The following is a 13,016-nucleotide window of genomic DNA, read 5'->3' as shown; positions in this document are numbered from 1 at the left end:
GAATGCGGGTGGCAACGGACGGTTACCCGCCCATGATGGCCAATCGATCAGCTCGATTGCCCCGGGAAAGGCGCGCATTCTACGTTGCGGAACATGACAGATCGAACCGTCCAGCGGTCTGTCAGATCCTTACATTGCCCCGTGGCCCGGCAATGGCCCAGATGATCAGGCCCAGCACTGGCAACAGGAGGATCAACAGCACCCAGAAGATTTTCATCCCGGTATCGGCGCCACTTTTCAGCACGTTGATGATTGCCCAGATGTCCAGGGCAAGAATAATCAGGCCAATCAGACCGTTGAACGTGGAACCCATGGTGTCGCTCCCTAAGAGTTGTTTGCACTCTTAGGATAGCCGGGCCTTGCGAGGGTTCCGTTTTTTAAACGTGGACGGCAATCTTGAGGGCTTCCAGCGAGGGTGCGGCAGTGATGCCGACTTTGGCGCACAACTCGAGCACCCGCGGCACGTCGTTGCCGTAGACCAGCACCACTTGCAGTTCGTCATCGAGCAACTGACTGAAGTTCATCAGCGTGTAACCGCCGTTTTCCTTGTTCATGCTGCTCATTTGCACCTGAATGCGATTGAGCGCGGTCAGGGCTTCAGTCTTGGCCAGTTGCTTGGGTTTAATATTGAAATCAACGCCGGGGCCGAACGAGGAAACGATCTGGGCGAACAGGTCCATGTAGGTGTCGGCCTGGAACAGCACGGTCTCCGGAAGACTGCCGACGACGACCCACTCGCCCAGCGGAATCGGGAACGTGTCGTCGTAGTTGATATCCGGATTGGCCGTCAGAAAAGCCTCGGGATCGGCGTAGGCCTGGGCGGCTTCGTCAGCGACTTTCTGGATTTCGTCATCGCTCATGCACCCGGAGCTGATTTTGCTGATGAGTTCGACGAGTGCGGCTTTCATGGGGCGGAATCCTGTAGCGAGGGAATTTTGAAGGCGCGAAGAATAGCGCATTACGCCCCGCAATTCCTGTGCGCGAGCATGGCCGGGATTGTTGACCCACATCAAAATCCAGCCTCCTGAGTAGCGGCATAATACTGGCACCTTGCCAAAACTGTTTCCGCTATCAGAGAAGACCTCCATGGGTGCCTGGCTTAGCAATATCTCGCTGAAATACAAATTCTGGGCGGTCAACGCCGTCGCCTTCATCACGACCTTGCTGCTGGTGTTGTACGCCGTACAGCTCGAACAACAGGCCCGCAGCCATGCCTATCAGGCATCGGCACAAGCCCAGGCGCGACTGCTCAACGCCTGGCCTGCCGGTCAACCGCTCCCCAAAGCCGATAACGTGCTGACTTTCAGTCGCGGGCAGGCACCGCTGCTGAACGGGCAGCCGGTACCGGGACTGGCCGATACCAACGGCTGGGTCGGAATCAATGCCATGCCGCTGTTCGGCAACAACCCGTTGATGGGCGCTGAAGTGTTTACGCGCACCGATGGCAACCAGGTCGCGGTGATTGCCCATGGTCCGAGCCTGACCCAGGTATTTGGTGAGCGTTTTCCCAACTATGCCGTGGCGGTGGCAATCCTGATGCTGGCGATGCTCGGCGCTTCGCAATTGTTGATCCGCTTCCTGCTCAGCCAGCTCAATACTCTGAAGGACGTGATGCTCCACGTCGAGAAAACCGGTGACCTGTCGGCCCGTGTGCCGCTGGCCTGCACTGACGAAGTCGGGCAGATGGCCAATGCCTTCAACGCCATGCAGGCCGGTTACCAGCGGGTGGTCAACACCGTCGCCAGCACCGCACGGCAACTGGATGTCGGCGCGGCGCGGCTGGCGTCGAGCATGAACGAGGTACGTCACGGCATGCTCGGCCAGCAAAGCGAAACCGATCAGGCCGCCACGGCGATCAACGAAATGACCGCCACGGTCTATCACATTGCCCAGCACGCCGGCGCCACCCGCGACCTCTCGCAAACCGCCGACACCCTGGCCGGCAGCGGGCAGGAAGTGGTCAGTCGGGTGCAGAATTCGATTGCCGGCTTGTCCAGCGGGGTGCAACAGACTGCCGAGATGATTCAGCGTCTGGCCGAGGACAGTCAGAAGATCAATGGCGTGGTCAGTGTGATTCACAGCATCGCCGAGCAGACCAATCTGCTGGCGCTGAACGCAGCGATTGAAGCGGCCCGTGCCGGTGAAATGGGTCGCGGTTTTGCGGTGGTCGCCGATGAAGTGCGTAACCTGGCCAAACGTGTCCAGACCTCCACTGACGAGATCACGATCATGGTTTCCGCGTTGCAGGCCGGGACTCGGGACGCGGTGGACTTCATGCAGGAAAGCTCGTTCAAGGCCGACGATTGCGTGCAGCAGGCTCAGGAGGCCGGCGCAGCGTTGGCAGAAATCACCAGCGCCGTGGCGCAGATGCGCGAAAGCAATACGCAGATCGCGGTGGCGGCCGAGCAGCAGAGCCACGTCGCCGAAGAGATGAATCGGGCGGTGGTGAGCATTCGGGATGTGACCGAGAACACCGTGCAGCAGACCGTGGATTCGGCGACTACCAGCAATGATCTGGCGGCGTTGGCCGGGGAATTGAGCAAGGCTATAGGGCAGCTGAAGCTGTAAGGACCCCTTCGCGAGCAAGCCCGCTCCCACAGGGTTAGCGCCATTTCAATATTTGCGCATTACCTGTGGGAGCGGGCTTGCTCGCGAAGGCGTCAGCTCAATTAACATCAATTCCGAACATGATACCTATCACTCCGATAGCCAGCCTTGATTCGCCGACTGGTTTAGCCCGACCTATTCTTTGTTCAAGAGCCTCAACGAACCAAGGATTACCATCATGGGCAAACGTCACCCCAACCTCCCCGCCTGGCAATGGCGAGCGTACCCGAACAATCACCAGCACCCGACCAACCTGGTGCTGCACCTGATTGCCGTGCCGCTGTTCATCGTGGCGTTTCTGCTGATTGTTTCGGGAGTGTTCAGTCTGAGTTTCGCGAATGTCGCGATTGGCGTCATCGGCCTGTTCGCCGCCCTCGGCCTGCAACGCCACGGTCACCGCCTGGAGGCGCAAGCCTCCGAGCCGTTCAGCGATCGCAAAGATGCCGTGTCACGCTTGCTGGTCGAGCAGTTTCTGACCTTCCCACGGTTCTTCCTGAGCGGCGGCTGGTGGCGCGCCTGGCGTGAGCGCCACCGTCGTCACTGATCAGGCGAAAATCGTCACCGTCTGCCGGCTCATGGCAATCAACTGACCGTCTGCGCTCCACAATTTCGCGGCCGCATGACCGTAGCCGTCAGCGGCATGCTCGATCTCGACGAGGTATTTGCACCAGTCCAGCGTGCTCAGTTCAAGCAACGGCTGGACGAACTCGATGGTCCAGGTCAGCGTGCTGCCCATCGCCGGTTTTTTCAGGTGAGGCAACAGCGCCGGTGGCCAAGCATCGACCAGCGCCAGGATATGCGCCTCGCTGACCGCCTCTTCCTTCACGTCCCCGCGCAAGCGCACCCAGCCGCCCATCTCGCGGGATGTGTTGCCGGTGAACGGCAGACCGCCGACGCTCCAGCGCATCGCCAGATGGCGCATGAATTCCGGAGTCACGCCTTTGATGTAAGGCAATTCCTGGCAGTCGTCCCAGTGCTTCATCTCGGGCGCCGGTTCGGCGATCACCGCCACTTCCGACGGTCGCGAGGCGCCGAAGCTGCCTTGGACCAACGTCACCACCTGGCCCTTCTGCATCGCCCGACCCAGCACCTGGCTGACCGCTTTGCCTTCGCGTAACACATCGACTTCAAAACTGACCGGCACTTCAGGCTCGACCGGGCCGACAAAGGTGATCGCCAGCGAGCGCACCGGACGATCCTCCGGGACTTTTGCGCGCATGGCTTCGTACTGCAAGGCGGCCACCAGGCCACCGAAACTGGCACGCCCCTGAGCCCATTCGGCCGGAATAGACAGCTCCAGCGGCTGGCTGCGGACAGCGTCGAGCAGATCGGAAAAGCGCATGGAAACCTCAGAGCGGGAAAAGGATGAAGGGATCTTAACCAGCCCGCGAGGATGGCACAGCGCTTATTCCGGCCAAAGAAGCTGACAGATAGGCCGTGTGCCGGACATCGATTCAAAATTCAACAGTGATCAAATGTGGGAGCGGGCTTGCTCGCGAAGACGGCGGCACATCCAAAACAGATGTGACTGACAGACCGCTTTCGCGAGCAAGCCCGCTCCCACATTGGCTCAGTGTGGCCCCCCTAAGGTGATCAGGCCCGATTTGTGGTGGTTTCAGGATTTGAAACAGGCGGCGCTGAGTTTGTCGAGGACGCGGTCGGCGCGGCCTTCGGCCTTGGCCATGGCAGTTTTCCAGGCCGCGACGCAGGGCTGCAAATCGGTTTCCTGCTCAGCTATGGCCAGCCATTGCAAGCAATCGTGCCAATCGCCCAAGGCACCTTGCGCGGACTTCAAGCGCGGCATCGCCGCTTTCGGCAGTCGATCCAGTTCGGGATAGGCTTCGATGCCATAGCGCACGCGCTTGATCAGCAGGCGCAAACGGTGGCGATCGTGCGCCGGATCGTGCAGGGCCTGATCGAGTTTTTTCCATTGTTTGGCCAAACGTTTTTCGATGCGTTGACGCAAGCCCTTGAGCAATCCCTGACGTTGGGAGGCCCGCAGAAAACGCGGGAAGGCGTCGAGGATCATCAGCAACTGCGCCACTTCAGGACTCGTCGCGACCGCCGGGTAAGCCTCGGCCATTTGCGCCATGCGCCGATGGGCAGCCTCGGGTTGATCATGCTCGAGCAGGTACGCCGCCAGCACCTCGCGATCGCGCAACGGCGTGGTCAGGTCGCCAACCCGGGACGCCGCCGCTTCCAGCTGTTCGACCCCGGGCAAGCCGCGCAATGGCCGCAGCAGACTGCGTAACCGGCGAACCGTGGTACGCAGATCGTGCAGCGCTTCAGGGTCGGTGCGCGCACTCAAGCGTGCCTGACAGGCCAGCAAACGGACTTCCAGGCCCAGGACATGAGCCACCAACCGATCAACCAAGGCAGACATCGCTTGCTCCCTGAGTCGAATTGCCCCAAATGCCTACATCATGCCTCAACGGCCGGCGCGCGACTCACGAATATAGAAACGCGCCTTCTCGGCCTTATTGGCGCAACCTTCGAACGCTTCGAATTGCTGCTGGGTCTTGGCGCCGGTCAGCAGCGACAGGGCTTTGGAGTAGCTGACGGTTCCGGCAAAACCTTCAGCCTTGGCCAAATCCAGTTCACGCCACGCGGCATCGATCCCGCTACCGCAGCTGTCACGGTAAGCGGTTTTGCCGGCGCAACCGGCGAGTGCAAGGGCAATCAAGGGCACACAGATCCAGGCTTTCATTATTCACACCTCAAAGATAGGTAAACAGTCGTGCAGTTAAGACGGTCTGGCGCGTGAAAAGTGCCTTGGTCCCGCCGCGGAAACTCTAGCGCTCGCGAGAATACCCATCTGCCGCCAAAGAGTGTCGAAAAAACGACGCCCTCGCCTCGCTGAACGACCTTAGCGATTGAAGCGCGCCCCTCGATGGGTGCATTGTTGAACCTTGTCAGACGAGGGCGATTCATGAAAAAGCGTGTCGCGCTGGTGCTGGGCTCAGGTGGGGCCCGGGGCTACGCCCATATCGGGGTCATTGAAGAGATCGAACGGCGTGGCTACGACATCGCCTGCATCGCCGGATGTTCCATGGGGGCAGTGGTCGGCGGGATCTATGCCGCCGGCAAACTCGACGAATATCGCAACTGGATCGAAAGCCTGGATTACCTCGACGTCCTGCGGCTGGTGGATGTCAGTTTTCGTCTGGGCGCGATTCGCGGGGAAAAGGTTTTCGGGCAGATCCGCAAGATCGTCGGCGAGATCAATATTGAAGACTTGCGCATCCCTTACACGGCGGTAGCCACCGACCTGACCAATCAGCAGGAAATCTGGTTTCAGGAAGGCTGCCTGCACCAGGCCATGCGCGCCTCGGCGGCGATTCCCAGCCTGTTCACCCCGGTGATGCAGGGCAACCGCATGCTGGTGGACGGCGGCATCCTCAACCCTTTACCGATCGTGCCGGTGGTGTCGAGTCATTGCGACCTGATCATCGCGGTCAACCTCAACTCCACCAACCAGCGCCACTATCAACTGCCGGTGATCCAGCGCCCGGCGGCGTTCAAGACGCGTTTCGACAGCCTGATCAACTCGCTCGGTTCAAAATTGCCCTTCCGCCGCAAACAGGCGGAACAATTGCTGCTGCTGGAAAAGGAAGCGTTGATGGCAGAAGCGGCCGAGATCAACCCGTGGATCGAATCCGCCGCACCCGAAGCCCAGCAACCGGCCGCCGCCCCTGAACGCGAAGGCGCGCCGAAGTCCGCCACCGGCTCGTTCATCATCGACAACGTCGGGCCGGCGTCTTTGCTGGACCTGATCAACCAGAGTTTCGAGGTGATGCAAACTTCATTGGCGCAGTACAAGATCGCCGGTTATCCGCCGGATATTTTGATCAATGTGCCAAAGCGGGTGTGCCGGTTTTTCGAGTTTTACAAAGCGCCGGAACTGATCGCGCTAGGGCGGGAGATTGCGCGGGATACGCTGGATCGGTATGAGAATGAGCGGGATTCCTGAACTTCTCGAGTGAATGATAAGGCCCCTTCGCGAGCAAGCCCGCTCCCACATTTGATCCCATTCCAATGTGGGAGCGGGCTTGCTCGCGAAGACGCCAGATCAGACAACTCAGAACTAAAGGCTGCCCTCACTCAACAACCGATACCCGACCCCCGCCTCGGTGACGATAAACCGCGGCTGAGTCGGATCATCCGCCAGTTTCTGGCGCAGGTGCCCGACCACAATCCGCAAATAATGAGTGTCCTCGGTATGGGTCGGTCCCCAGATGTCCTTGAGCAGTTGCTGCTGGGTGATGACCCGCCCCGGATGACGCGCCAGTTGCGCCAGTACCGCGTATTCCTTGCGGGTCAGCGCGACTTCGGTGCCGTCGAGTAATACCCGGCGATAAGCCAGGTCGACGGTCAACGGGCCGAACGTCAACGCCGCGGGTTGAGCTTCTCCCGCCGGCGCCTGACGCAACAACGCACGAACCCGGGCCAGAAATTCCTGAATACCAAACGGTTTGGTCACGTAGTCGTTGGCGCCGCCATCGAGCGCCTCGACTTTCTGCCCTTCACTGGCGCGCACCGAGAGCACCAGCACCGGCACTATCGACCACTCGCGAAACTCGCGCAGCACTTGCTGGCCGTCCATGTCCGGCAGGCCGAGGTCGAGTACCAGCAGGTCCGGTTTATTCAGTGCAGCCTGGGCCAGGCCTTCGGTGCCAGTGCCGGCCTCCAGCACTTTGTAGCCCTGGGAAACCAGGCTGATGCGCAGGAATTTACGGATCTGTGGTTCGTCGTCGATGACCAAAATGGTCGCGGTCTGGCTCATGAATTCACATCAACACAAAGAAGTGGCAATAGAGTAGCGCAAGCGCGATCAGGCTTCACTTTCGGCTCTTAATTTTCAAAGGCCGGCTGGGCCTGTAACGGCAGGTGCAAGGTGATGCAGGTGCCGCGCCCCTCGATGCCATCGGCAACGCTGATTCGCCCGCCATGGGCACCGACCATGCCCTGACAGATCGCCAGCCCCAGACCGGTCCCCTGCCCGCCACGATCACCGCGCGCGGCGGTGTAGAACATGTCGAAAATCTTTGCCCGCTCTTCCTGCGGAATCCCCGGCCCTTCATCGCTCACCGAAAAGAACAGCTCGCTGTCATCGGCCCCGGCGCGCAGTTGCAGGCGGCCATGAGCCGGTGAAAACCGCGCGGCGTTTTCCAGCACGTTGACCAGCGCCTGTTCGATCAGCGCCGCGTGGACGTAAAGCAGCGGCAACTGCGGCGGCACTTCGGTGGTCACCTGCAACGGCGCCAGCACGGCGCGCAGACGATTGAGCGAACTGCCGACGATGTCGGCCGGCGACACCCAGTCCCGCGCCAGCTTCAGCGCGCCGTGTCCGAGACGGGTCATGTCCAGCAGGTTCTGAATGTAGCGATCGAGGCGCTCGGCTTCATCGCGCGTGCCTTCAAGCAGTTCGCGGCGATCCTCCAGCGGGATGGCCTCACCGAGGGCCAACAGGCTGTCGATGCTGCCGCGCATGGAGGTCAGCGGCGTGCGCAAATCATGGGACACCGAGGCCAGCAAGGCACTGCGCAGTTGCTCGGTTTCGCCGTGCAACCGGGCGGCTTCCAGGTCTTCGGCCAATTGCGCACGCGCCAGCGCCTGGGCCAGCGGCTGGCTCAGCGCGGTCAACAAACGCCGACGCTGACCGCTCAAGGTCTGGCCCTCTTTGGCACACACGCCGAGCAGCGCCAGCGGCCCGTCTTCCACCGACAACGGCCACCACCACCAACGCCCGAACGGCAGCGTGCCGGTGCCCGCGCCGGCCGGTTGATCGTGTTGCCAGGCCCAATCGGCGGCAGCGCGCTCGGCCTCGGAAAACTCCAGCGGGCCACCGGTTTCGACTTTCCATCCGCCCTGGCCGTCGCGATTGAGCAGGCAGAGTTGCAGATCACTCCAGCCATCGAGGTGCTGGGCCGCTGCGCTGACCACCGCCTGGCGGTCGGTGGCAGCGGTGAGTTTGCGTGACAGGTCGAGCAATTCGGTGGTCTCTTCCTGAGTGTCGCGCAGCGCCTGCAATTGCCGCCGTTGCCGAGCCGCGAGGTTACCGGTCAGCGCTGCCATCAGCAGGAAAAACAGCAAGGTCAGCACGTCTTCTTCGCGCTGGATGCGGAAGGAAAAATTCGGCGGAATGAACAGAAAGTCATAGGTCAGAAACGACAGCGCCGCACAGGCCAGCGCCGGGCCAAGGCTGCTGCGCACCGCCACCAGCAACACCGCGGCGAGGAACACCAGCGAAATATTCGGTAGCGGCAAGACACTCGCCACCGCCCAGGCCAAGGCACTGGCGAGCACCGTCGCCACCAGCGCCAGCGCGTAGTCGAACCACACCAGTGCCTGCGCCGAACGCTGACGCGGCTGATGCTGTTCGTGATCGCTGTCGAGGACGTTGATTTCCAGCCCGCGCGCATCGCGCAGCAAACGCGACGCCAGTCCGCCGCCGAACAACCGTCGACGCAAACGCTGCCGGGACTGACCGACCAACACCAGACTCGCGCGGCGTTCGGCGGCGTGCTGGATCAGGGTTTTCGCCACCTCACCGGCGCGCAGCAGCACCACTTCGCCGCCGAGGCGTTCGGCCAGTTGCTGGGCACTTTGCAGACGCAGCCGCGACTGCTCGTCACGCACACTGCCGTTGTCCACATGCACCAGGCTCCACGGCAAATGCCGACGCTGAGCGACACGACTGGCGTGACGCACCAGACGCTCGGCCTGTGCATCGCCATCGACGCCGACCAACAGGCGACCGCGGACCGCCGGCGCCGCTTGGCCGAGCTGGCGATAGCCCTGGGCCAAATCATCATCGACCTGAGCGGCGGCGGTTTGCATCGCCAGTTCCCGCAGGGCCGTGAGGTTGGTCTGGGTGAAGAAAGCGTCGATGGCCGCCCTCGCCTGCTCCGGCACATAGACCTTGCCATCGCGTAAACGCTCGAGCAGCTCGCGCGGCGGCAGGTCGATCAGCAGCAGTTCGTAGGCTTCTTGCAGCACCCAGTCCGGCAGGGTTTCGCGAACCTGCACGCCGGTGATGCCACGCACTTTGTCGTTAAGACTTTCCAGGTGCTGGACGTTGACTGTGGTGAACACGTCAATGCCTGCGGCGAGCAGTTCCTGAATGTCTTGCCAACGTTTGGTGTGGCGACTGCCGGGGGCGTTGCTGTGAGCCAGTTCGTCCACCAGCACCAGTTTCGGTTTGGCTGCGAGCAAACCGTCGAGGTCCATTTCTTCGAGCATCACACCGCGGTATTCCGAGCGCACCAACGGCTGCTGCGGCAAGCCGCCGAGCAGCGCTTCGGTCTCGGCGCGACCGTGGGTTTCGACCACGCCGGCAATCACTTTCACGCCCTGGCGCAGTTGGGTGTGGGCGGCCTGGAGCATGGCGTAGGTTTTGCCGACACCAGGCGCGGCGCCGAGAAAAACCTTGAGCCGGCCACGGCCATCCCGGGGCAGGTCTGCTAACAGCGCGTCGGCGCGGCCGGAGTCACTCATGCTTGAAGCTCTCTTTTTTCAGATGTTGATGTAGTGATTGTTCAGCCGCCTTCGCGAGCAAGCCCGCTTCCACATTTGATCTTCAGTGTTACGCAGATCCAGTGTGGGAGCGGGCTTGCTCGCGAATGGCGCCACCACCGTTCTACAGGCTTTCCAGCGCCATGTTCAGCGCCAACACGTTCACCACCGGCGGCCCCACCAATGGCTGCTCGATATGCGCATCCATCAACTGCTGAAGCGTAGACACCGGCAAATTGCGCGCTGCCGCAACACGCGCCAGTTGATAGGCAATCGCGGCCGGTGGCAAGTGTGGATCGAGGCCGCTGCCGGAGGTGGTGACCATTGCCAATGGCACCGGACCCTGGCCCGGCACCAGCAGCTTGTCGGCATCGTCGATCACCCGAGTGGCCAGGGCCGGGTTGCTCGGCGAAAGGTTGCTGGCACTGCTCGACACGGTAGCAAATGCACCGGCCGATGGCCGAGGATGGAACCAGGCGTCACCGACGAAATCCTGCGCGATCAGTGAGGAACCGCGGACCTTGCCATCGGCGTCGTGTACGAGGCTGCCGTTGGCCTGGTCCGGGAATGCGACCTGGGCGACACCGGTGACCACCAGTGGATAGGCGACGCCGGTGATCAGGGTCATCAGGACGAGCAGGCTCAGGGCCGGACGTATCATTGTGGACATTTCAGAATCCTCGAATTCAGTAAACAAATACAGCGTTCAAACAGGTGGACCGTGTCGTCCTCTTCGCGAGCAAGCCCGCTCCCACATTTGAAACGCATTCCCCTGTGGGAGCGGGCTTGCTCGCGAAGGCGGTGTGCCTGGCACACCGCCCCAGGGTCAAACCAGATGCAACGCCGTCAACAGCATGTCAATTGCCTTGATCCCCACAAACGGCACCACAATCCCGCCCAATCCATAGATCAACAGATTGCGTCGCAGCAACGCCGCCGCACTCGCTGCCTGCACCCGCACGCCGCGCAATGCCAATGGAATCAGCACCACAATAATCAAGGCGTTGAACACAATCGCCGACAGAATCGCGCTCTGCGGACTGCTCAGGTGCATGACGTTCAGCACGCCCAATTGCGGGTAGATCGAGGCGAACAGCGCCGGCAGAATCGCGAAGTATTTGGCCACGTCGTTGGCGATGGAAAACGTCGTCAACGCACCACGGGTCACCAGCAATTCCTTGCCGATCTGCACCACGTCCAGCAGCTTGGTCGGATCGCTGTCGAGGTCGACCATGTTCGCCGCCTCGCGCGCTGCTTGCGTGCCGTCGTTCATCGCCATCCCTACGTCCGCCTGGGCCAGGGCCGGGGCGTCGTTGGCGCCGTCGCCACACATGGCGACCAGGCGACCGTCGTTCTGCTCGTGACGAATGCGCGCCAATTTCTTCTCTGGTGTGGCTTCGGCCAGCACATCATCGACGCCCGCTTCGGCCGCAATCGCCGCGGCGGTCAGCGGGTTGTCGCCGGTCACCATGACGGTGCGAATCCCCAGTTTGCGCAGCTCGGCAAATCGCTCGCGGATGCCGGGTTTGACCACGTCTTTGAGGTGGATCGCGCCGAGTAATTTACCGTCGGCGCAGACCAGCAACGGGGTGCCGCCGCTCTGGGCAATCTTGTCGATTTCCCGGGACAGCGGCGCGGCCAGGTCAGCGCGTTTCAGGTCAACGAAGGCCAATAACGAATCCACCGCGCCTTTGCGATAAACACGGCCCTGATAGTCGACACCAGATAGACGCGTCTCGGCGCTGAACGGTACGGCGGTGAGCAACTCGGTGGCAGGCTCAGGTTGTGGCTGAGTGCCGCGCAGGTACTCGACGATGGATTTACCTTCAGCCGTGTCATCGGCCAGCGAGGCGAACAATGCACCCTCGGCGAGCTCCTTGGCAGTGACGCCAGGTGCTGCGTAAACCGCGGTGCAGCGACGATTACCGAAAGTGATGGTGCCGGTCTTGTCCAGCAGCAGGACGTGTACGTCCCCCGCTGCTTCCACGGCACGGCCGGATTTGGCGATCACATTCAGGCGCACCAGACGGTCCATCCCGGCGATACCGATGGCCGATAACAGACCGCCAATGGTGGTCGGAATCAGCGTGACCAATAACGCCACCAGAAACACCAGCGGCAGGCTGCCGTTGGCGAAGTGGGCGAACGGTTGCAGGGTGACGACCACCAACAGGAAGATCAGGGTCAGGCCGATCAGCAGGATGTCGAGCGCCACTTCGTTCGGGGTTTTCTGGCGTTTGGCGCCTTCGACCAAAGCGATCATGCGATCGAGTGTCGACTCGCCCGGGTTGGCGGTGATGCGCACCAGCAGCCAGTCGGACACCAGTCGGGTGTTGCCGGTGACGGCCGAACGGTCGCCGCCGGATTCGCGAATCACCGGCGCGGATTCACCGGTAATCGCCGCTTCGTTAACCGCCGCGATACCTTCAATCACCTCGCCGTCACCGGGGATCATTTCCCCCGCTTCAACGCGGACTACATCGCCCTTGCGCAGGCTGGTGGCCGGCACCACTTGAAAGGCGCCAGTGCTGGTTTTGCGCCGAGCACTCAAACCTTCGCTACCGGCCTTGAGACTGTCGGCGCGAGCCTTGCCGCGACCTTCGGCCAGTGCTTCGGCGAAGTTGGCGAACAGCACGGTGAACCACAACCACAAGGCGATTTGCGCGGCGACAAAAGTCGGCACGCTGCTGTCGGGAATGAAGCACAACACGGTGGTCAGGATCGCGGTCAGTTCGACCACCAGCATCACCGGCGCACGCTGCAATTGTCGTGGGTCGAGTTTGACGAAGGCTTGCACCAGCGCCGGGCGCCAGAGGGCCGAGATCGCGGTTTTCGGTTGTTCCGGCACCTTGACGGCAGCGGCTTTAGTTGCGGGCATATTCATCATTGACTCC

At 61.6% G+C, this 13,016-nt stretch carries 12 protein-coding genes; 3 read left to right on the top strand and 9 right to left on the bottom strand.

What is annotated here, in order from left to right; genetic code table 11:
- Positions 1–121 precede the first annotated feature (121 nt).
- The gene (locus FQ187_RS25420) at positions 122–313 is read right to left on the bottom strand and encodes a PLDc N-terminal domain-containing protein (RefSeq protein ID WP_149631580.1); all 192 of its coding nucleotides are present in this window, start codon (positions 311–313) and stop codon (positions 122–124) included.
- A gap of 64 nt (positions 314–377) precedes the next feature.
- Positions 378–908, bottom strand: coding sequence for a hypothetical protein (locus FQ187_RS25415; RefSeq protein WP_149631579.1), 531 nt, complete (start codon positions 906–908; stop codon positions 378–380).
- Positions 909–1,086: 178 nt separating this feature from the next.
- Between FQ187_RS25415 and FQ187_RS25410 the strand changes: the two genes are divergently transcribed.
- Both FQ187_RS25410 and FQ187_RS25405 read left to right on the top strand, forming a co-directional pair.
- Positions 1,087–2,568 carry a methyl-accepting chemotaxis protein gene (locus FQ187_RS25410; RefSeq protein WP_149631578.1) on the top strand — a complete coding sequence of 494 codons (1,482 nt, stop codon included), beginning with the start codon at positions 1,087–1,089 and terminating at the stop codon, positions 2,566–2,568.
- A gap of 217 nt (positions 2,569–2,785) precedes the next feature.
- Complete coding sequence (locus tag FQ187_RS25405; RefSeq protein ID WP_149631577.1) at positions 2,786–3,151, top strand: Mpo1-like protein; 366 nt, start codon at positions 2,786–2,788, stop codon at positions 3,149–3,151.
- Here FQ187_RS25405 and FQ187_RS25400 read toward each other — a convergent pair whose 3' ends face one another.
- From FQ187_RS25400 to FQ187_RS25390, 3 genes are all read right to left on the bottom strand, one after another.
- A complete protein-coding gene (locus FQ187_RS25400) occupies positions 3,152–3,949 on the bottom strand; it encodes an acyl-CoA thioesterase II (protein WP_149631576.1) in 798 nt (265 codons plus the stop codon).
- Between the two features lie 273 nt (positions 3,950–4,222).
- Positions 4,223–4,990 carry a CHAD domain-containing protein gene (locus FQ187_RS25395; protein WP_149631575.1) on the bottom strand — a complete coding sequence of 256 codons (768 nt, stop codon included), beginning with the start codon at positions 4,988–4,990 and terminating at the stop codon, positions 4,223–4,225.
- A gap of 45 nt (positions 4,991–5,035) precedes the next feature.
- A complete protein-coding gene (locus tag FQ187_RS25390) occupies positions 5,036–5,314 on the bottom strand; it encodes a hypothetical protein (RefSeq protein WP_149631574.1) in 279 nt (92 codons plus the stop codon).
- A gap of 222 nt (positions 5,315–5,536) precedes the next feature.
- Here FQ187_RS25390 and FQ187_RS25385 point away from each other — a divergent pair, with 222 nt between their 5' ends.
- Entirely contained in the window at positions 5,537–6,577 is a 1,041-nt protein-coding gene (locus tag FQ187_RS25385) for a patatin-like phospholipase family protein (protein ID WP_149631573.1), read from the top strand.
- A gap of 114 nt (positions 6,578–6,691) precedes the next feature.
- Here FQ187_RS25385 and FQ187_RS25380 read toward each other — a convergent pair whose 3' ends face one another.
- The 4 genes from FQ187_RS25380 to kdpB form a co-directional block, all read right to left on the bottom strand.
- Positions 6,692–7,390 (bottom strand): response regulator, encoded by a 699-nt coding sequence (locus FQ187_RS25380; RefSeq protein WP_149631572.1) that lies wholly within the window; start codon positions 7,388–7,390, stop codon positions 6,692–6,694.
- Between the two features lie 68 nt (positions 7,391–7,458).
- Positions 7,459–10,104, bottom strand: a complete 2,646-nt coding sequence (locus FQ187_RS25375) for a sensor histidine kinase KdpD (RefSeq protein WP_149631571.1) — start codon at positions 10,102–10,104, stop codon at positions 7,459–7,461.
- A gap of 142 nt (positions 10,105–10,246) precedes the next feature.
- Positions 10,247–10,792 carry a potassium-transporting ATPase subunit KdpC gene (gene kdpC, locus FQ187_RS25370; protein WP_149631570.1) on the bottom strand — a complete coding sequence of 182 codons (546 nt, stop codon included), beginning with the start codon at positions 10,790–10,792 and terminating at the stop codon, positions 10,247–10,249.
- 156 nt (positions 10,793–10,948) lie between these two features.
- Positions 10,949–13,006: a potassium-transporting ATPase subunit KdpB gene (gene kdpB / locus FQ187_RS25365; RefSeq protein ID WP_149631569.1), complete on the bottom strand. Its 2,058-nt coding sequence runs from the start codon at positions 13,004–13,006 to the stop codon at positions 10,949–10,951.
- Positions 13,007–13,016 lie beyond the last annotated feature (10 nt).

This window comes from Pseudomonas sp. ANT_J28 (genome assembly GCF_008370005.1).
Taxonomy (GTDB): domain Bacteria; phylum Pseudomonadota; class Gammaproteobacteria; order Pseudomonadales; family Pseudomonadaceae; genus Aquipseudomonas; species Aquipseudomonas frigoris.
The sequence above is the reverse complement of the archived record's forward strand: the minus strand, read 5'-3'. Positions and strand labels throughout refer to the sequence as shown.